This is a genomic window from Vineibacter terrae (genome assembly GCF_008039615.1).
GTDB classification, from domain to species: Bacteria; Pseudomonadota; Alphaproteobacteria; order Reyranellales; family Reyranellaceae; genus Vineibacter; species Vineibacter terrae.
This window is the reverse complement of the sequence record NZ_VDUZ01000022.1, coordinates 14,940-33,607: the sequence shown is the minus strand read 5'-3', so window position 1 is coordinate 33,607 and position 18,668 is coordinate 14,940. Positions and strand designations below refer to the sequence as shown.

General features: G+C 69.5%; 18 protein-coding genes. 9 read left to right on the top strand and 9 right to left on the bottom strand.

Translation table 11 applies throughout. The annotated features are described in order from the left end of the window. Positions 1–209: 209 nt before the first annotated feature. The 4 genes from FHP25_RS19315 to FHP25_RS19300 form a co-directional block, all read right to left on the bottom strand. The gene (locus FHP25_RS19315; protein ID WP_218578465.1) at positions 210–1,214 is read right to left on the bottom strand and encodes a sulfate ABC transporter substrate-binding protein; all 1,005 of its coding nucleotides are present in this window, start codon (positions 1,212–1,214) and stop codon (positions 210–212) included. A 128-nt stretch (positions 1,215–1,342) separates the two neighbouring features. Then, entirely contained in the window at positions 1,343–3,247 is a 1,905-nt protein-coding gene (gene cysC, locus FHP25_RS19310; protein ID WP_147848590.1) for an adenylyl-sulfate kinase, read from the bottom strand. Next, the gene (gene cysD / locus FHP25_RS19305) at positions 3,247–4,089 is read right to left on the bottom strand and encodes a sulfate adenylyltransferase subunit CysD (RefSeq protein WP_231712397.1); all 843 of its coding nucleotides are present in this window, start codon (positions 4,087–4,089) and stop codon (positions 3,247–3,249) included. The genes cysC and cysD overlap by 1 nt, the downstream gene beginning before the upstream one ends. Then, positions 4,041–4,778: a phosphoadenylyl-sulfate reductase gene (locus FHP25_RS19300; RefSeq protein ID WP_178133640.1), complete on the bottom strand. Its 738-nt coding sequence runs from the start codon at positions 4,776–4,778 to the stop codon at positions 4,041–4,043. The genes cysD and FHP25_RS19300 overlap by 49 nt, the downstream gene beginning before the upstream one ends. A gap of 218 nt (positions 4,779–4,996) precedes the next feature. Between FHP25_RS19300 and FHP25_RS19295 the strand changes: the two genes are divergently transcribed. The 4 genes from FHP25_RS19295 to FHP25_RS19280 all read left to right on the top strand — a co-directional run bounded on the left by FHP25_RS19295 (position 4,997) and on the right by FHP25_RS19280 (position 7,809). Continuing rightward, the gene (locus FHP25_RS19295) at positions 4,997–6,106 is read left to right on the top strand and encodes an NAD(P)/FAD-dependent oxidoreductase (protein WP_218578455.1); all 1,110 of its coding nucleotides are present in this window, start codon (positions 4,997–4,999) and stop codon (positions 6,104–6,106) included. Between the two features lie 68 nt (positions 6,107–6,174). Beyond that, entirely contained in the window at positions 6,175–6,432 is a 258-nt protein-coding gene (gene grxC, locus FHP25_RS19290) for a glutaredoxin 3 (protein ID WP_147848587.1), read from the top strand. A 190-nt stretch (positions 6,433–6,622) separates the two neighbouring features. After that, the gene (locus tag FHP25_RS19285) at positions 6,623–7,486 is read left to right on the top strand and encodes a carbon-nitrogen hydrolase family protein (protein WP_147848586.1); all 864 of its coding nucleotides are present in this window, start codon (positions 6,623–6,625) and stop codon (positions 7,484–7,486) included. Between the two features lie 68 nt (positions 7,487–7,554). Next, positions 7,555–7,809, top strand: a complete 255-nt coding sequence (locus FHP25_RS19280) for a hypothetical protein (protein ID WP_147848585.1) — start codon at positions 7,555–7,557, stop codon at positions 7,807–7,809. Between the two features lie 39 nt (positions 7,810–7,848). On the opposite strand, the gene FHP25_RS19275 is transcribed toward FHP25_RS19280, so the two are convergent. Then, positions 7,849–8,292, bottom strand: coding sequence for a hypothetical protein (locus FHP25_RS19275; protein WP_147848584.1), 444 nt, complete (start codon positions 8,290–8,292; stop codon positions 7,849–7,851). Positions 8,293–8,313: 21 nt separating this feature from the next. On the opposite strand from FHP25_RS19275, the gene FHP25_RS19270 reads away from it, so the two are divergent. Then, the gene (locus FHP25_RS19270) at positions 8,314–9,579 is read left to right on the top strand and encodes an MFS transporter (RefSeq protein ID WP_218578454.1); all 1,266 of its coding nucleotides are present in this window, start codon (positions 8,314–8,316) and stop codon (positions 9,577–9,579) included. On the opposite strand, the gene FHP25_RS19265 is transcribed toward FHP25_RS19270, so the two are convergent. Next, a complete protein-coding gene (locus FHP25_RS19265; RefSeq protein WP_178133639.1) occupies positions 9,551–10,318 on the bottom strand; it encodes a dienelactone hydrolase family protein in 768 nt (255 codons plus the stop codon). The two genes, FHP25_RS19270 and FHP25_RS19265, sit on opposite strands and share 29 nt — an antisense overlap. 79 nt (positions 10,319–10,397) lie before the next feature. Here FHP25_RS19265 and FHP25_RS19260 point away from each other — a divergent pair, with 79 nt between their 5' ends. Then, complete coding sequence (locus FHP25_RS19260; protein WP_178133638.1) at positions 10,398–11,435, top strand: esterase-like activity of phytase family protein; 1,038 nt, start codon at positions 10,398–10,400, stop codon at positions 11,433–11,435. 123 nt (positions 11,436–11,558) lie between these two features. Further along, complete coding sequence (locus FHP25_RS19255; RefSeq protein ID WP_147848581.1) at positions 11,559–13,583, top strand: spermidine synthase; 2,025 nt, start codon at positions 11,559–11,561, stop codon at positions 13,581–13,583. A 94-nt stretch (positions 13,584–13,677) separates the two neighbouring features. Here FHP25_RS19255 and FHP25_RS19250 read toward each other — a convergent pair whose 3' ends face one another. The 3 genes from FHP25_RS19250 to FHP25_RS19240 all read right to left on the bottom strand — a co-directional run bounded on the left by FHP25_RS19250 (position 13,678) and on the right by FHP25_RS19240 (position 15,960). Beyond that, positions 13,678–14,322: an NUDIX hydrolase gene (locus FHP25_RS19250; protein WP_147848580.1), complete on the bottom strand. Its 645-nt coding sequence runs from the start codon at positions 14,320–14,322 to the stop codon at positions 13,678–13,680. A gap of 122 nt (positions 14,323–14,444) precedes the next feature. Beyond that, positions 14,445–14,747, bottom strand: a complete 303-nt coding sequence (rpmB, locus tag FHP25_RS19245; protein WP_147848579.1) for a 50S ribosomal protein L28 — start codon at positions 14,745–14,747, stop codon at positions 14,445–14,447. A gap of 283 nt (positions 14,748–15,030) precedes the next feature. After that, positions 15,031–15,960: a LysR family transcriptional regulator gene (locus tag FHP25_RS19240; protein WP_147848578.1), complete on the bottom strand. Its 930-nt coding sequence runs from the start codon at positions 15,958–15,960 to the stop codon at positions 15,031–15,033. A 177-nt stretch (positions 15,961–16,137) separates the two neighbouring features. Between FHP25_RS19240 and FHP25_RS19235 the strand changes: the two genes are divergently transcribed. Beyond that, positions 16,138–17,163 (top strand): Bug family tripartite tricarboxylate transporter substrate binding protein, encoded by a 1,026-nt coding sequence (locus FHP25_RS19235; protein WP_218578453.1) that lies wholly within the window; start codon positions 16,138–16,140, stop codon positions 17,161–17,163. A gap of 1 nt (position 17,164) precedes the next feature. Further along, entirely contained in the window at positions 17,165–18,493 is a 1,329-nt protein-coding gene (locus tag FHP25_RS19230) for an FAD-dependent oxidoreductase (protein WP_231712396.1), read from the top strand. Positions 18,494–18,668: the final 175 nt, after the last annotated feature.

Genomic DNA, 18,668 nt, shown 5'->3' with positions numbered 1-18,668 from the left:
CGGGGCCGCCACGCCGCTTTCGGCCGCGCGTCCGCCAGACATGGCGGCGAGGCGTCAGCGCTCGTCGGGGGCGAGGCCTGGGTCAGGTCGAGCGTCTCCACGCGCGCGGCGGCGCGCCGCTGCTGATCATGACCGCGCCCGGCCGGGCGGTCCAGAAGGGCCGATGAGCTCATGACGCCGGTGTTGGTGGCAAGGACTTGCGCGCCCGCTCAGCGCTTGCGCTTGTAGAGGCGGTCGAAGATGCCGCCGTCGGCGAAGTGCGTCTTCTGGGCGGTCTGCCAGCCGCTGAAGACCTGGTCGATGGTGAAGAGGTCGATCTTCGGGAAAGCGGCGGTGTATTTTGCACCTGCCTGCGAATCGCGCGGCCGGTAGTAGTGCTTGGCGGCGATCTCCTGCCCGGCGGGCGTGTACAGGAACTCGAGATAGGCCTGCGCCGCCGCGCGCGTGCCCCGGCGATCCACGACCTTGTCGACGACCGCGACCGGCGGCTCGGCCAGGATGCTGACGCTGGGCACCACGATCTCGAGCTTGTCCTTGCCCAGCTCGTTGATGGCGAGGAACGCCTCGTTCTCCCACGCCAGCAGCACGTCGCCGATGCCGCGTTGCACGAAGGTGACAGTCGAACCGCGCGCGCCGGTGTCGAGCACCGGCGCGTTGGCGAAGATCTCGCCGACGAACTTCTCGGCCTTGGCGGCATCGCCGCCCTCGGTCCGCAACGCGTAGCCCCAGGCCGCAAGATAGTTCCAGCGCGCGCCGCCCGAGGTCTTGGGGTTGGGCGTAATCACCTTGATGTCGGACCGCGCCAGGTCACTCCAGTCCTTGATCTTCTTGGGATTGCCGCGGCGCACCAGGAACACGATGGTGGAGGTGTAGGGCGCGCTGTTGGAAGGCAGGCGCTTCTGCCAGTCCGTGGCGATCAGCCCGCGCTCGGCGATGGCGTCGATGTCGTAGGCCAGCGCCAGGGTCACGACATCGGCCTCCAGCCCGTCGATGACCGACCGCGCCTGGCGGCCCGATCCGCCATGCGACTGCTGGATGGTGATGCTGCCCTTGCTCTGCGCGCTCCAGCTCTTGGCGAAGGCCGCGTTCACGTCCTGGTAGAGCTCGCGCGTGGGGTCATACGATACGTTGAGCAACCGCACCTGCTGCGCGGCGGCGGCGCGCGGCAGCGCCACAGCGGCGGCACCCGATAGCAAGATCGTCCTGCGCTGCATCATGCCTCACCTCCGCGAATCGATATCGTGACGCCGCCGCGCATCGCAACCCCCGCCCTGTCATCCGGGCACGGGGCCGTCGCGGGAAACCGTTCGGATCCAGCGCTGCGCTCGGGATGATGGGATGTTCAGGTCAGCACCGCGCCCCAGCCGCCGTGGCAGTCGGCCGTGACCTTGCCGCACTTGGCGCCGACATAGCCCACCAGCGCCTCGATCGAGCGCTCCGGCGCCGCACCGGTCGTGTCGAGCACCAGGTCGGCCTGCACCGGGATCTCGTAGGGCGCCGACACTCCGGTGAACGAGGCCACCTGGCCGCTGGCGGCCAGGCTGTAGAGGCCCTTGGGATCGCGCTCGCGGCAGACCTCGACATCGGCGTGCACATGCACTTCGTAGAAGCCGTCGCCGACGATGCGGCGCGCCTCGGCGCGGTCGCGGGCATAGGGCGAGATCAGCGCCGCCAGGACGATCACGCCGCTTTCCGCCAGCAGGCGCGCGACATGCGCCGTGCGCCGCAGATTCTCGGCCCTGTCCTCGCGCGCGAAGCCGAGATCGGCGTTGAGCCCGTCGCGCAAATTGTCGCCGTCCAGCATCTGGACCTGCCAGCCATTGTCGAACAAGCGGCGCAGGGTGCCGTTGGCGATGGTCGACTTGCCCGATCCCGACAGGCCCGTGAGCCAGAAGACGGCGCCGCGATGGCCGTTGCGCGCCTCGCGCTCGGCCCGCACGACGCTGGTGCGCACGGCCGTGAGGTTGCGGCCGGCACCGTGCAGCGGCCGCTCGACGATGAAGCCGCCCACCACGCGGTAGTCGCTCGTCAGCACGCCGCGGCCGGCGCGCGGATTGTCGGCGAACTTGTCGAGATAGAGCGGCTGGGTCGAGCGCAACACGATCTCCGCCACGGCGTTACGGTCGACCTGCGTGGCCGGACCCGAGGCCAGGGTCTCGACATCGATCACGCGCTCGATCGCGGCCACGGTGACATCGACATCGGCCGTGCCGTAGCGCGCCCGCATGCGCCGGCCGGCGCGCAGCGGCTCCTCGTCGAACCAGAACACCCGCACCGCGACCGCGCGGCTTTCGGCCGGCGCCGCCTCGGGCGCCGTCAGCAGGTGCCCGCGCACCGCGAAGACGTCCTCGTCGAGCGTCAACGCCACGCTCTCGCCGGCGCCCGCGGTCTGGCGCGGCTGGTTGCGGTTCCAGTCCTCGATGCCGGCCACCTGGGCGCGGCGGCCGGTCGGGCTGAGCCGCACCGTGTCACCCACCGACACGCGGCCGCTCTCGATACGGCCCACGATCACGCGCCGGTCGTCGAGGCGATAGACGTCCTGCACCGGCAGGCGCAGCGCCGCATCGATCGGCGAGGGCCGCCGCGCGAAGCCGTCGAGCGCCTGGGTGATGGTCGGCCCGCGATACCAGTCCATGACCCCGCTGCGCCGGTCGATGTTGTCGCCGTGACGCGCCGACACGGGCACGACGGCGCGCGGCCGGATGCCGATCTCGCCGAGATAGGCGGTGATCTCGCGCTCGACGTCGACGAAGCGCCCCTGGTCGTGGTCAACCAGGTCCATCTTGTTGACCGCCACCGCGACCTGCGCCACACCCAGCAGGTGCAGCAGGTAGGCGTGGCGGCGCGTCTGCTCGGAAACGCCGAGCTTGGCGTCGACCACCAGCACCGCGCCATGGGCGCGCGAGGCGCCGGTCACCATGTTCTTGAGGAATTCCTTGTGGCCGGGCGCGTCGATGATCACGTAGCGGCGCTGCGCCGTGTGGAACCAGATCTGGGTGACGTCGACGGTGATGCCCTGGTCGCGCTCGACCTGCAGCGCATCGAGCAGGAACGACCATTCGAACTCCAGGCCGCGCTTCTCCGACACCGAGCGCAGCTGGTCGAGCTTGCCGTCGGGCAGCGAGTCGGTGTCGTGCAGCAGGCGGCCGACCAGCGTCGACTTGCCGTGGTCGACATGGCCGACGATCACGATCGGGAAGGCCCGCGCGTTCGCGGACCGCGCATCGCGTGTGGAATAGGCGCCCATCACATGTACCCCGCGACGCGCAGGCGTTCGAAGGCATCCTCCGAATCGTGATCCATGGCACGGCCGGCGCGCTCGGGCGTGCGGATGGTCTCGAGCTCGGCGACGATGGCGTCGATGTCGCCGGCGTCGCTGTCGATCGGGAAGGTGATGCCGATCTCGCCCAGCGAGCGGTAGCGCTTGCCGCCCTGCGCGAAATAGAGCGGCACCACCGGGATGCCCTCGCGCCTGATGTAGCGCCAGATGTCGACCTCGGTCCAATGCAGCAGCGGATGGACGCGCACATGCGTGCCGGGCGGGAACTCGGCGTTGTACAGGTCCCAGAACTCCGGCGGCTGGTCGCGGAAATCCCATTCGCCCTGGTTGCGGCGCGGGCTGAAGACGCGCTCCTTGGCGCGGGTGGCCTGCTCGTCGCGGCGGATGCCGGCGATGATGCCGTTGAAGCCGTACTTCGCCAGCGCCTGCTTCAGGCCCGCCGTCTTGCGCGCCGCCAGCCGCGAGTTGGGCGGCAGCGACGGATCGATCTCCTCGATCGGCGGGCAGGCGTCGTTGATCAGCTCGAGCCCCCATTCGCGCACATAGCGGTCGCGGAAGGCGTAGGTCTCGGGGAACTCCAGGCCGGTGTCGAGATGCATCACGGGGAACGGCACGCGCCCGAGGAACGCCTTCTTGGCCAGCCAGATCATGACGTTGGAGTCCTTGCCCAGCGACCACAGCATGGCGATGTGGTCGATGCGGCCGTAGGCCTCGCGCAGGATGTAGATGCTCTCCGCCTCGAGCCAGTCCAGGTCGTCCATCACTCTTCTCCACGCGGCGGCGGCGTCAGCGCCAGATGAATGCCGCATTCGGTCTTGCCCTGGCCGCGCCAGCGCCCGGCGCGGCGGTCCTCGCCCGGCAGGGTGGGGGCGGAGCAGGTCATGCAGCCGATCGAGGTGAAGCCGTCGGCTTCCAGCAGGTGGCGCGGCAGGTTGTGGACGGCGAAGTAGCCGTCGATATCCTCGACGCTCCAGTCGGCCAGCGGGTTGAGCTTGATGCGGCCGTCGGCGCGCTCGACCGGCGACAGCGCCGCGCGTGCGCCGCCCTGGAAGCGCTTGCGGCCGTTGATCCAGGCATCGAAGCCGGCCAGCGCCCGCGTCAGCGGCTCGACCTTGCGGATGGCGCAGCAATGGTCGGGATCGCGGCGCCAGAGGTCGCCGTCGGGGTCGTCCTGCGCCAGGCGCGCGGCATCGGGATGTATGGTCCGCACATCGCTGAGCCCCAGCCGCGCCGTCAGCAGGTCGCGATAGCGCAGCGTCTCGGGGAACAGCTTCAGCGTATCGATGAACAGCACCGGCGTCGCGCGGTCGATCGACGCCACGAGGTGCAGCAGCACCGCCGCCTCGGTGCCGAACGACGACACCAGCGCGATGCGCCCGCGATAGGTGTCGGTGATGGCCGCCTGCAGGAACTCGCGGGTCGAGGCGTGCCGCGCCCGCCGCGCCGGCTCGGCGACGGCTGCCGGCCATGCCTGGGTCGACGCGATGTCGAAAGCCATGCTCGCCCCCATTTCCCGGGTTCAACGGCCATCGCGGCTGGCAATGGCGCTGCGATCAGATAAACAATCCAAAAGTGTCTAATCAATAAATTTTATCTTATATCATTGTGAAATTAATCTATTTTACATTATAAATACGCATAATTAGAAATGAAACACGATGCTGTTGGGCCTGCAGAATCCTGCTTAGGTGGGCTGTCTTTCCAGCAGGGAGCGCCATGGCCGCCATGCATGTCATTGTCGTCGGTGCCGGCATTTCCGGTTTGGGCACCGCCTGGGCGCTGGCCAAGCGCGGGCACCGTGTCAGCCTGATCGAGCGCGACGTGATCCCCAACCCGTTGGGGGCCTCGGGCGACCACCATCGCATCATCCGGCGTGCCTACAGCGCTGATCTCCAAGGCTACACCGATCGCATGACCGAGGCTTTCGCGGCCTGGGACGAACTCTGGGCCGATCTCGGCGCCGAGCACATCGTGCGCGCCGGCTTCATGGGCATCGTGCGCGCGCCGGGCGACAATGCCGACCAATACCGCGATGGCCTGGCGCGCGGCGGCTATCCGTTCGAGACCCTGGCGAAGGACGCCGCGCTGGCGCGCTTCCCCTATCTCGACCCGCAGGGCTTCACCGACATCTTCCTGTCGCCCGAAGGTGGCGTGCTGCTGTGCCTGCGCATCGCCGCCGACATGGTGGCCTGGCTGCGCGCCCGGGGCGTCACGATCCGCGAGCAGGCGGTCGTGACCGGCATCGACGCCGCCGCGCCATCGGTGACCCTGGCCGGCGGCGAGCGGCTATCGGCCGACGCGGTGGTAGTGACCGCCGGCGCCTGGGTCACGGGCCTGTTGCCCGACCTGGCCGACCGGCTCGCCAGCCGGCGTACCTATGTCGTCTACCTCGACCCGCCGGCCGAGTTCCGCGCCGCCTGGGCCGGCACCCCGGCGATCCCGGGCATCGGCGGCGATATCGGTGGCTACATCCTGCCGCCGGTCGCCGGCACCGACCTGAAATTCGGCGCCGGCGCCACGCGCACCGAATGGATCGCCGATACGCCGTTCGAGCTGCCGCCCGACGCCGGCGTGCAGCTGCGCGACATGTTCGGGCCGCTGTTCCGGCGCCTGGCGGACTACCAGGTCAAGCGCGTGCGCAAATGCGTCTACACCTTCACCCATGACGATCGTTTCTTCAGCACGCGGCGCGGCGCCGCCTGGGTGGTGTCGGCCTGCTCGGGCCATGGCTACAAGTTCGGCGCCGCCATCGGCCGGCGCGTCGCCGACGCGGTCGAAAGCGGTGACGACAAGGCATTGGCCGCATGGCTGGAGGCGCGCGATTGAGGGGGCGCAACCCTGGCCAAGGAATGGCGTCGCACCTATAGTCGCGACAAACGCGCCGGAGAGGCATTGTGGCCAGGATCGAGATCTATACGACACCCTTCTGTGGCTACTGCGCGCGCGCCAAGGCGCTGCTCGACAGCAAGGGTGCCGCCTATGACGAACGCGACGTGATGATGGACGCCGATGCACGCGCCGAGATGCGCGCCCGCAGCAACCGCACGACAGTGCCGCAGATCTTCATCGACGGCCGGCATATCGGCGGCAGCGACGAGCTTGCCGCGCTCGACGCCGCCGGCAAGCTCGACCCGCTGCTGGCGACGGGATAGCCATTTTCCTTCCCCCGAAAGGGTGGCGCGAAGCGCCGGAAGGGGGATGTTTCAACGCATTCGGTGTCAATTCGATGTGCTGACTCCGTTCGAACATCCCCCTTCCGCCTCTGACGTTTCGACGCGAAGCGTCGAAACGTCAATTCGGGGCACCTTCCCCCTCCGGGGGAAGGAACCAATGGAGCGACGCATGGCTGCGAAGTTCACCGTCGGCCTGATCCAGGTGACGGCCACCAACGAGATGGCGCCCAACATCCGCTTCATCGAGGAGCAGACGCGCCTGGCGCGCGATGCCGGCGCGCAGTTCGTGATGACACCGGAGAACTCGACCCTGATCGGCGCCAACCGCGCCGACACCCTGGCCAAGGCGCAGCCCGAGAAGAGCCACGAATCGCTGCAGGCGATGCAGGCGCTGGCGCGCCAATGCGGCATCTGGTTCCTGCTGGGCTCGATCCACGTCAAGGTCGAGCCGGAGCGCAACGCCAACCGCTCCTACCTGATCGCTCCCACGGGAGAGATCGTGGCCAGCTACGACAAGATCCACATGTTCGACGTGCAGCTCGCGTCGGGCGAGACCTATCGCGAATCGTCGACGTTCAGGCCCGGCGACAAGACCGTCATCGCGCAGACGCCATGGGGCAAGCTGGGCATGACGATCTGCTACGATTTGCGCTTCCCCTACCTCTATCGCGACCTGGCGCATGCCGGCGCCGAGATGCTCTCGATCCCCTCGTCGTTCACGGTGCCTACCGGCCGCGCCCACTGGCACGTGCTGATGCGGGCGCGGGCCATCGAGACCAGCTGCTTCGTATTCGCGCCGGCGCAGGTCGGCACCCACGCCGCCAACCGCAAGACCTACGGCCATTCGCTGGTCGTGGCGCCGTGGGGCGAGGTGCTGGCCGACGCCGGCGACGCGCAGCCCGGCTTCGTGACGGCCGAGATCGACATGGCCAAGGTCGCCGAAGCACGCGCTGCCGTGCCGTCGTTGACCCACGATCGCCGCTACGAGCCGCCGGTTACGGTGGGCACAGCCACGGCGAAAGCAGCGGAATAGCCGCAGCGTGAACGTCATGCACGGTCCGGCCTCGTGCTGACCCTCATGACTTGTGCTATGATAGTCAAATGACTGACGAGCCGATCAACCTGATGCTCGAACATCTGCGTGTCATCCGCGCGGATTTGGCTGTCGTGCGCGATGACGTCAGGGAGATCAAGCACCGGCAGAACGAGATGGCTCGGCAGATCGTCGGCCTGCGGCGCGACCAGGTTGGCGATGCTGAAAGCGTTGCACATGTCGAGGCCCGATTGGACCGCTTCGGCGAACGCATCGAGCGCATCGAACGGCGTCTGGGATTGCTGGATGAGCCGTCAGCCTGACGGCTGGGCAGCGTAGGACGGTCAGCCTCAACCGCAGTATCAAGCCGAGTCCCTCTCGGCGCGACGCGAGGTGCCGTCGCCGAGCATGCGCCGGAACAGGGCCGACAGCGTGTCGATGATCTGTGCCCGGTCGGGACTTCCCGCCGCGATGGCGTCGTCCACGACACCGTGCATGCCATGGAAGATCACGATGGCGGTGGATCGCGGCGACTCGATCAACCACGTGCCCTTCTGGATGCCTGCCGCCAGGATCGTCATGAGCTGGTCGATGACCGCATCGTGCTCGGCCGACTGGCGCCGGTCGTGCCCGAAATCGTGGAAGACGATGTCGTGCAGCTGGAACTGGTCGAGATACGCGCCGACCGCGGCAGCCGTCCAGGCGCATAGCCGGCCGACGGCGTCCCCCGCCGGACAGGCGTCGACCGCCGCCTGCACCCGCGCGACGAAGCCCTGCGCGAAGCGGTCCCGCAACGCCGCGATCACGTCCGTCTTGGCCGCGAAGTAGTGATAGAAAGTCCCCTTGGCGACGTCGGCGCTGCGGCGGCGCCGACGCTGGCGGTGCTGATCGCCGGCTGCGCCGTCCAGGGCATTGCCGGCGCGTTCCTGATCCCGGGCGCATTGTCGATCCTGACGCAGGCCTTCCCCGATCCGGCGCAGCGCGCCCATGTGATCGGCGGCTGGTCCTCGTTCACGGCCCTGTCGTTGATCGTCGGTCCCGTGCTGGGCGGCGTGCTGGTCGATTCGGCGGGATGGCCCAGCATCTTCCTGATCAACATCCCGATCTGCCTGCTCACGATCGGCCTCGGGTCGTGGGGCATCGACGAGACGGCGAACCCGGATCAGGCGGCGCTCGATCCCGCCGGCCAGGCGCTGAGCGTGCTGTGGCTGGGCGCGCTGACCTATGGCCTGATCGCGGCCGGGCAGCAGGGCTGGGATGCGTACGTCACGATGGCGGCGCTCGCCGTTGCGGCCGCGGCGCTGGCGCTCTTCGTCATCGTCGAAAGCCGCGCCCCGCGGCCATTGCTGCCGCTGGCCTTGTTCGGCCACGCCGGCTTCGCGGTCACCAACCTGGCGTCCTTTGTGCTCGGCTTCTCGGGCTACAGCAGCCTGTTCTTCTTCTCGCTTTTCCTGCAGCGCGCGCAGGACTGGTCGGCGAGCGCGACCGGCTGGTGCATGGCGCCGCAATTCGCGGCCATGACGGTGACGGCCGCCGCCTTCGGCCGCCTCGCCGCCCGCCATGACACCAGGACGCTGATGGTCGCCGGCTACGGCGCCACGGGCGCGGCGCTGCTGGCGATGAGCCTGGTCGACCCCGACACCTCCTACCTTGCCATCGCGGCGGTGTTCGCCGTGCTCGGGGTCGGCATGGGGCAGGCTGTGCCCGCGACCAGCGCGGCCATCTTGACCTTGGCGCCGCGGGAACGGTCGGGCATGGCGTCAGCGACCATGAACGCCCTGCGCCAGGCCGGCATGACGCTCGGGATCGCGTTGCTGGGAACGCTGATGAGTAGCCGTGCGACGACACTGCTCGGTAACGCCCTTGCCCGGGCGGGCATCGACGCGGCGCCGGAAGCTGCGGCAGCGGCTGTGACACGGCACGACATGACGGCCGGTATCGGCGCCGGCATGGGCGCGGACGGGCTCGAAGCCCTGCTCGCCCACGCCCTGGCCGGCGGCTTCCACGTTGCCATGCTGTGCGCCGGGGCGCTGGGGCTGATCGCGGCGGCCCTGCTCGCCGGGGTCAGGGGGCCAGCCCGCAGGCAGGCTTGAACATCGCCACGGTCCGGTTCCAGGCCAGCGCCGCATCGCCGCGGTCATAGTTGCGCGACAGCGGATTGGCGAAGCCGCCGGCGCCGGGATAGACGTGGAACTGGAAATCACGCTGCGTGCGCTTCAGCCGCAGCTCCAGGTCGATCCGCGATATCGGCGTCGCCCAGGTGTCGCGCTCGGCGAAATGGCCGATGATCTTGCCGTCGATGTCATGCAGACGGTCGACCGGATCCTCGATGCGGCCGTAATAGATGCCGGTTGCCGATACGCGCGCGCCCGAGCTGACGGTGACGGAAAGGGCGGCACCGATGCCGAAGCCGACGCTGGCCAGCCTCTGATTGCAGAAGTCCCGCGAACGCAGCCAGTCGAACCACTGGCCCAGCGCATCGCGCGCCATGGCGAGGTCCAGCCCGCCCGCCAGGGCGGCGGCCTCGGCGTCGTCACGCGCCGTCCTGCCGTCGAGCAGGTCGACGACCAGGGCGGCGAAGCCATCGAAGGCCAGCAGCTCGGCAATCTGGTCGAAAGCCGCGATGGCCCCGAAGCCGTCATGCACCACCACGGCACCGGGCGCCGGCTTCTTCTCCGGCAGGAAGATGCGCCCGGCAAGGACACGGCTGCCCGGCAGCGTGATCGAGACACGCTGCCCCGGCGCACCCGTGGCCTGGGCCGATGCGGTGCGTACCGCCGGCACGGCGAGCAGGCCGGCCAGTGCGTCACGACGCCTGATCATCCGGGTCATGGAAGGCCTTTCAGCGCATGGAAGCTTTGACCTACCATGCCACAATGACTGTGACGCGTCGCTGTCCGACCACAGCCTGATGAGCACCCCGGCCCGTTCGGCGCGCGGCGTGGCGCTCGCCGTCTTTCTCGTGGCGCTGATCGCCTGCGCGCCGTTCCGCAGCGTGCAGCCCGATACCCAGGCCAGCGCGCTGGCGCTGCGCGTCAAGCCGGCGACCTTCAACCTCGAGGATCCGGCCGCGACGCGGGTCGGCAGGCTGATCTGGCGCGGCGGCATAACGCTGAGCGCCGATCATGCCGCGTTCGGCGGCTGGTCCGACCTGGAAGTCGGCGCCGATGGCAGCCGCGTGCGGGCCGTCTCCGACGCCGGCGCGTGGCTGGTGGGACAGCTGCGCTATGATCCGGCCGGACGGCTGGTGGGATTTGACAACGCGCAGCTGGGCCGCCTGAAGGCGCCCGACGGCACCTGGCTCGTCAGCAAGGCCTGGGCTGATGCCGAGAGCCTGGCCACGCTGCCGGACGGCTCGCTGCTGGTCGGCTTCGAGCGTCGGCATCGCGTGCTGCGCTATCCTGCCGGCGACGAGGCGCAAGGCGGTGGCCTGGCCGGCACGCCAAGGCCGTTTCCGACCCCGGCGGCGCTGGCCGGAACCCCGGCCAACACCGGCCTGGAAGCAATGGCCGTGCTGCCGGACGGTCGCCTGCTTCTGCTCGCCGAGGCGCTTCAGCTGAAGCCGGGCACGACGACCGGCTGGATCGGCACGCTGCGTGACGGCGTGCCGAGCTGGAGTCCGTTCCACTACACCCTGGTCGAAGGCTTCCGGCCGACGGCAGCGGCATCCCTGCCGGACGGCGACATCGTCCTGCTGGAGCGGACGGCCGGGCTGCCCGGCGGCTGGCGCGTGCGCGTGATGCGCCTCAGGGCGGCGGCGCTGGCCCCCGATGCCGTGGTGCAGGCCGAGGAGCTGGCCCGGCTGGCAACCCCCTGGGTGACGGAAAACCTCGAAGGCATCGCCGCCCGCCGCGGCCGCAACGGGGAAACCTTGCTGTGGCTGATCGCGGACGACAATTTCAGTTTTCTGCAGCAGACGATGCTATTGCACTTCGCGCTGGCAGATTGATGGTCGCAGCCCGTCATCCCGAGCGAAGCAAGGGATCTTTCAGAGGCGACGCACAATGCGTGCCGCCAAGGATTCCACGCTGTGCCCGTGATGACGGATAAAGTGAGAGGAGCGGCAGCGAACATGGTTGTGGTCGCGATCGCGGTGTTCCTGGGCGCCTTCCTGCTGTTCCTCGTGCAGCCGCTGATCGGCCGCATCATCGTGCCCTGGTTCGGCGGCGGCGCGCCGGTCTGGACGGCGTCGCTGGTGTTCTTCCAGACGGCGCTGCTGGCCGGCTATGGCTACGCCGCTTTCGTCACCCGCCGCCTCTCGCCGCGCGCCCAGGCCGGCCTGCACCTGGCGCTGCTGGCTGCCAGCCTGATCACGATACCGCTATCGCCCGATCCGTCCTGGAAGCCGACCGGAAGCGCGATGCCAGCACCACGCATCCTGGCCCTGCTCGCCACCACCATCGGCCCGACCTATGTGCTGCTGGCGGCCGGCGGGCCCCTGCTGCAGGCCTGGCTGGCACGGCGCGGGAAGGTGCCGTGGCGCCTGTTTGCACTCTCCAACCTGGCATCGCTGGCGGCATTGCTGGCCTACCCCTTCCTGGTCGAGCCCTGGCTCGGCCTCACCAGCCAGCGCTGGGTCTGGTCGGTCGCCTATGTGGCCTATGCCGCCCTGGTCGGACTGCTGGCATGGCGGCAGTGGCGCGACGGCGCGGCCGCTTCGCTTCCGGCGACAGCGCCGGCGATGCAAGCCGCTGCGCCTGCCGGCGAGGCCGAAGGCCGGCCATGGCTGTGGATCGTGCTGGCAGCGGTGCCGTCGGCGCTGCTGATCGCCGTGACGGAGTACCTGACGCGCGACGTGGCGCCGATGCCGCTGCTGTGGATTCCGCCGCTCGTCCTCTATCTCGCGACCTTCGTGATCTGGTTCGACGGCAACCTGCCCTACTACCGTCCCATGTGGCTGGCGACGGCGGCGCTGGCGATCATGGCGATGGCGATGGCCATGATGACGTCGTCGCTGACCTACCGGCTGGTGCCGAGCCTGATGGTGTATTGCAGCGGCCTGTTTCTGGTGACGCTGTTCTGCCACGGCGAGCTAGTGGCGCTGCGGCCGCCGCCGTCGCGGCTGGGCGGCTACTATCTCTGCATCGCCGTCGGCGGCGCGATCGGCGGCGGTGTGATCGGCCTGCTGTTCCCTTCCGTGCTGCCCAATGCCTTCGACCTCGAGATCGTGCTGGGCGTGGCCGCCGCCGTGCTGGCGCTGCGCGCCGTCGCCCTGGGCCACACGGCGCTGGTGATCGGCGCCTGCGCCGTGGCGAGCGTCGCCATGGCCTTCGCCGGGTGGGCCGGCTGGAAGCGCTATGACAACACCCGCTACGACGTCGCCATCCTGCGCAACTTCTACGGCACGCTGCGGGTGATGGACGACAAGGAGGACACGCCCGACTACTACCGCCAGCTCACCCACGGCACCATCATCCACGGCACCCAGATGATGGCGCCGGACAAGCGCCGCTGGGCCGTGGGCTACTACCGCAACGAATCGGGGATCGGACGCCTCATCCGCTCGCTGCCCGAGGGGCCGCGCAAGGTGGGCGTCATCGGCCTGGGCACCGGCGGGCTGGCGGCCCATAGCCGCGCCGGCGACACCTACCGCTTCTACGACATCGATCCCGCGGTCGTCGCCGTGGCCGGCAAGTACTTCACGTTCCTGTCCGACTCGCCGGCCACCATCGACGTGGTGCTGGGCGACGCGCGCCTGAGCCTGGAGCGCGAGAAGCGGCAGGGCTACGACGTGCTGGCCGTCGATGCTTTTTCAGGCGACGCGATCCCGCTGCACCTGATCACGCTGGAAGCCATCGACCTCTACCTCGAGCACCTGGCGCCCAGCGGCGTGCTGGCCGTGCATGTCAGCAACAAGTTCCTGAACCTGCCGCCGGTGATCGAGCGGGCGGCGCAGGCGCGCGGCCTGGCGATCGTCATGGCACGCGATCTCGACGACGAAGGCACCATCCAGAGCGACTGGGTGCTGCTGGCCCGCCACCCGGCGCTGCTCGACCGGCCGCTGATCAAGCCGATCATCGTGCCCATCGTCACCCGGCCCGACTGGCGGCCCTGGACCGACGACCACGTCGACCTGCTGCGCGTGCTGAAGAAGTGAGGCGATCTGCCTGGTCGGGCCACGCCGCTCCAGCGGCGCTCTTTCACCCGTGCGCGAAGAGCGCCGCTGGAGCGGCGCGGCCCGACCCGCAAGCTCAGTCGAAATCGGTCGGCAGGTCGGGGGCGGCGGCGTGCTCGAACATGCGGCTGATCTGCTGCGGCAGCACGCGCGAGAGCGACAGGTCGGCCGGCACGTCGCGGTCGGCGAAGAAGGCCGCCTCGCTGGTCTCGACGCCGGGCCGCGGATCGCCGCCGATCAGGTCGCAGACGAAGAAGAGCTTGTAGATATGGAACGGATAGGGCGGCCTGTGGGGGTGGCGCTCGCGATCGTAGACTGCCGCCAGCTTGCGCACGCTGACCTCGACGCCGGCCTCTTCCCGCACCTCGCGCACGACCGATTCGCGCGGCGACTGATTGACGTCGGCCCAGCCGCCCGGCAGCGTCCAGCGGCCGCCGTCGGCGGTCTCGCGCACCAGCAGGATCCGGCCGTCGTCCCGGAATACCGCGGCGCGCACGTCGACCTTCGGCGTCGCGTAGCCGACCTGGCCGGCGAACAACCCTTCGACGTGGCGCAGATCGGCGTCGGAGTGCTCGGTCATGATCTGCGCGGCAAGCGCGCGGATCGCCTCGTAGCGCTCGCGGTCATAGACATCCCGCGAGAACGCCAGGCCGGTCTGCGCTATGGCCTGGAGCTGCCGCGCCCATGTCAGCCAGCGCAGCGGCGCATCATCCCTCGTCATGGGCTCGCCCTTTTCATTCACACATCTTCACTGTCATCCCGAGCGCAGCGAGGGATGACGCCGGAAAAGCGAAGGGCCCGCGCAAGCGCGGGCCCTTGTGCAAGGACGTGAAGCGGCGAGGCTCAGGCGGCCTGCTTCTCGCGCTTGGCCTTGGCGATCCGCACCCGCTTCTTCAGCGTCTTCATCTCGGGCGACAGCTGGCTGTCGTTGGTTTCGAGCAGATAGGAATCGATGCCGCCATTGTGCTCGATCGTGCGGATGGCGCGCGGCGTCAGCCGCAGGCGCACCGGCAGGCCCAGCGCATCCGAGAGCACCGACGTGACCTGCAGGTTGGGCAGGAAACGGCGCTTGGTCTTGTTGTTGGCGTGGCTGACGTTGTTGCCAACCTGCACCGTCTTGCCGGAGAGCTCGCAACGACGCGTCATGGTCCAGTCCTCGATCGGGTGGCGCGGCCAGCGCCGCGCCCATAAAAACAGTATCCGGCCCGATTGGACCGGAAAGCGGCGTTCTTGTAAGGGCAGCGCCGCCCACAGTCAAGTTGCTGAAGTCCCCCGCGAATGGTTCGCAGAAGGCTGGCGCCGGATCGCAAAGATCCCCTTAATTTCATTTAGATTCAATATCTTAAGACGACTGAAGAGGCCGGCGACAGGCCGCGCCACGACGAAATGCCCCAGCCCGCCAATCTCCGAGGCGATGCCAGGCAGCCTGTCATGGCCGCGCCGCCGGCCGGCGAGCGCGTCCGCCGGCGGGGCGCGCCAGCTCCCTGAAGCCTGCCGCGACCTTTTCGACGAAAGCGGCCGCCAGGAACGACGACGGGGCGCCCTCGTTGCGCACGGCGAAGATCTCGAACGTGGGGCTGCCGGCAATCGGCCGGAAACCGAGCCTGTCCGTGGGCCAGGCGCGCGCGGTCAGGTCGTCGACGATGGCGACGCCCGCGCCGCATGCCGCCAGCGAGCATGCCACCTGGCCCGCCCGCACCTCGATCTGGGACGACGGCAACGCGGCGTGCTGGCGTCGCCAGTCGCTGATCAGCCGGCCCTGCGGCGTGTCGCTGCTGAAGGAGATCAGCCGCTCGCCTGCGATGTCACGTGGGCTCACGCTGCGCCGCGCCGCCAGGGCATGGCCGGCAGGAAAGACGCAGGTCAGCGACCACCTGCCGACCGGCTGTGACACCAGCATGGCATGCTCGATCGCCAGGGTGGATACCGCGATATCGGCTTCGTTGTTGACGAGCTGGCTGACCATGTCACGCACCAGGGCCGTTTCCATGTAGATGCGTGCTTGAGGAAACTGCAGCGCCAGCTGTGATACCGCGCGCGGGACAACCTCCAGCGCCGTGCTCGGGCTCGCCAGCACCCGCAGCGACAGGTGTGCGCCGTCCCTCAGCGCCCCGGCGCACGCGTCGATCCGCTGGACGCCGCGATACACCTGCTCGACCTCGCGGTGCAGGGCGCGGGCCTCGGGCGTCGGCCTGAGCCGCCCCTTGCCGCGCTCGAACAAGCGCACACCCAGCTGCAGCTCGACATGCGAGAGCATGCGGCTGATGCCCGGCTGCGATACGCGCAGCAATCGTGCCGCGCCCGTCACCGAGCCCGCCAGCATGACGGCGCGGAAGACCTCGATCTGGCGCAGGTTCAACGGTCTCGTCCCTCGTCCATGGCGCGCCTGCTGCCGCTCCTGTGGCAGTCCTGCCTTTCAATAACATCAGGTTATGCCCGTTCGCAGCCTTGGTATTTCCGAGGCGTGCCGCGCGCGCCCTACGATCCGCGCAGCGACAGCGCGCCACCGCGCGGCGCTTTCAGGGAGGATATCGGCGTGACCCGGTCCAGCATGGCCAGCGCGCCCGCGCGCACCGCAGCCCTTGTGATATCGCGGCGCCGGGCCATATGGGGCGGCGCGCTGTGCGCTGCAGGCATGGCGACTGCGGGCGCGGCTGCCGCCGACACCTGGCCCAGCCGGCCGCTGCGGATCATTGTCCCTTTCCCGCCCGGCGGCGGTGCCGACGGCTCGGCCCGCGTGCTGGCCGAGGTGATGGGGCCACAGCTCGGGCAGAACGTGATCGTCGAGAATCGCCCCGGCGCCGGGAGCGCCATCGGCGTGACCGCGGCGGCACAGAGCCGGGATGGCCACACGCTGCTGATGGGCAGCAACAGCATGGTCATCAATCCGGCGCTGCAGCCGGCGATCGGCTACGACGTCGAGCGCGACTTCGATGCCGTGGGCATGGTCTCGGCTCAGCCGCTGGTGCTGGTGGTGCCGGCCTCCTCTTCCATCCAGTCGCTGGACGGCCTGCTGGCGGAGGCCAAGGCCAAGCCCGGACAGCTCAGCACCGGCAACAGCGGCTATGGCACGCTGGCGCACCTGACATCGGAGCTCTTCGCCGCGCAGACGGGCACCACGCTCACCCCCGTGCCCTACAAGGGCGAGAGCGCGCTGATGCCAGACCTGATCGGCGGCCTCGTGTCGGCCGGCTTTCTCAACCTCCCCAGCGTCATCGCGCATGTCCGGTCGGGGCGTTTGCGGGCGCTGGCGGTGTCCTCGCCGCAGCCCGTGCCCGACCTGCCGGGCGTGCCGACCTTCCGCGCGCTCAACTATCCTGGCCTGGAGGTGCAGGGCTGGGCGGCGATGCTGGCGCCCAAGGACACGATCGCCGCGGAAGGGCTGGGCCGGCTTGAGCGCCTGCTGGCCGCGGCGCTGGCCTCCGAGCCGGTGCAGAAGCGCTTCGCCGCCCTGGGCGTCATGCCGACGCCGCTGGGTCGCCAGGCCACCGGGCAGTTCCTCAAGGACGAGGCGGCGCGCTACGCCGCGGTGATCAAGGCGCGCAACATCAAGGTCGACTGACGTGTCGCCCCGGCCGCTGCCCCCGCCTGCCGCGCCGCTGCAAGCCGACGTGCTGGTGTGCGGCGGCGGTGTCGCCGGCACGATGGCCGCGATCGCCGCGGCACGCTATGGCGCCGCCGTCCTGCTGGTCGAGCGCTACGGGTTTCTTGGCGGCAATGCCACGGCTGGCGCGGTGGCGCAGTTCAACAGCTGGCAGACTGCCGGCGGCCGGCGTGTCGTCGCCGGCCTCGCCGACGAGGTGGTGGCACGGCTGACGCAGCTCGGCGCGGCGGGCGCGCACCAGACATTCGTGATGTCCACGGGCCACAAGATGGACCGCGTCGAGTACGCGCCCGAGACGCTCAAGCTGGTGCTCGACGACATGGTCATCGACGCCGGCGTGCAGCCGCTGCTGCACGCCACGCTGCTGGACGTGTCGTGCGCCGGCCGACAGATCGAGGCCGTGCGCGTGCTCACCAAGGGCGGCATCGTGTCGGTCCGGCCGCGCGTGCTGATCGACGCCACGGGCGACATCGACGCGCTGAAGCGGGCCGGCGCGCGCTTCCTGGAGCTGGAGGACGGCGAGGAGCTGCAGCCCGCCACGATGATGTTCCGCTTCGGTCCGATCGACTTCGGCCGTTTCGACGCCGTGCCGCCCGACGAGATGGCGGCGCTCGCCCGGCAAGGCTTCGAGCAGGGTCAGCTGGCGCGCGCTGCGCTGCATTGCGCCCGCGATCCCTTCTCGGCGGATGCCTGGTTCAACATCAGCCGGCTGGCTGTCGACGCCACCGACCCGATGGCGCTGGGCCGCGCCGAGATCGAAGGCCGCCGCCAGGCTTGGCGTGCCGCGTCCTACCTGAAGGCAAGCGTGCCGGGATGCGCGCAGGGCCAGCTGCGCGCCTTCGGCACGCAGGTGGGCGTGCGCGAAACCCGGCGCATCGAAGGCGACCACGTGCTGACGGCGCAGGAGCTGCTGGCGCCGGCGCAGTTCGAGGACGCCATCGCCGCCGGCGCCTACCCCATCGACATCCACGCCGCGCGCGGCGGCGGGCTGCACTACCAGTCGCTGGGCGACGACCACGCCTACCAGATCCCCTACCGCAGCCTGATCCCCACCGCCTTCGACAACGCCCTCGCCGTCGGCCGCGGCGTCTCGGCCACGCATGCGGCGCTGGCGGCCATTCGTGTCATGACCATTTCAATGGCGGTCGGCCAGGCGGCGGGCACGGCGGCGGCGCTGGCAACGCGACGGCGCCCGGGCAGCAACGACGACGGTCCGGCCGATGTCCGTGCCGTGCCGATCGCCGCGCTGCGCCGCCAGCTCGAGAGCGATGGCGCCTGCCTGCGCTGACGCTTTGTCATCGCGAACGCAGCGCACCGCCGTCCCGAGCATCTGACCGTCATCCCGAGCGGAGCGAGGGATCTCCTGCGAATTGCACGCTGTGCGTCTTTCGCAGGAGATCCCTCGCTTCGCTCGGGATGACGGTTGGCGCCCGGAATGACGGTCAGGTGCTTGGGATGTCGGT

Coding starts and splice junctions, on each gene's coding strand:
- FHP25_RS19315 (WP_218578465.1), bottom strand. CDS start 1,214: ATGCAGCGCAGGACGATCTTGCTATCGGGTGCCGCCGCTGTGGCGCTG.
- cysC (WP_147848590.1), bottom strand. CDS start 3,247: ATGGGCGCCTATTCCACACGCGATGCGCGGTCCGCGAACGCGCGGGCC.
- cysD (WP_231712397.1), bottom strand. CDS start 4,089: ATGCGGCATTCATCTGGCGCTGACGCCGCCGCCGCGTGGAGAAGAGTG.
- FHP25_RS19300 (WP_178133640.1), bottom strand. CDS start 4,778: ATGGCTTTCGACATCGCGTCGACCCAGGCATGGCCGGCAGCCGTCGCC.
- FHP25_RS19295 (WP_218578455.1), top strand. CDS start 4,997: ATGGCCGCCATGCATGTCATTGTCGTCGGTGCCGGCATTTCCGGTTTG.
- FHP25_RS19285 (WP_147848586.1), top strand. CDS start 6,623: ATGGCTGCGAAGTTCACCGTCGGCCTGATCCAGGTGACGGCCACCAAC.
- FHP25_RS19280 (WP_147848585.1), top strand. CDS start 7,555: ATGACTGACGAGCCGATCAACCTGATGCTCGAACATCTGCGTGTCATC.
- FHP25_RS19265 (WP_178133639.1), bottom strand. CDS start 10,318: ATGACCCGGATGATCAGGCGTCGTGACGCACTGGCCGGCCTGCTCGCC.
- FHP25_RS19260 (WP_178133638.1), top strand. CDS start 10,398: ATGAGCACCCCGGCCCGTTCGGCGCGCGGCGTGGCGCTCGCCGTCTTT.
- FHP25_RS19255 (WP_147848581.1), top strand. CDS start 11,559: ATGGTTGTGGTCGCGATCGCGGTGTTCCTGGGCGCCTTCCTGCTGTTC.
- FHP25_RS19250 (WP_147848580.1), bottom strand. CDS start 14,322: ATGACGAGGGATGATGCGCCGCTGCGCTGGCTGACATGGGCGCGGCAG.
- rpmB (WP_147848579.1), bottom strand. CDS start 14,747: ATGACGCGTCGTTGCGAGCTCTCCGGCAAGACGGTGCAGGTTGGCAAC.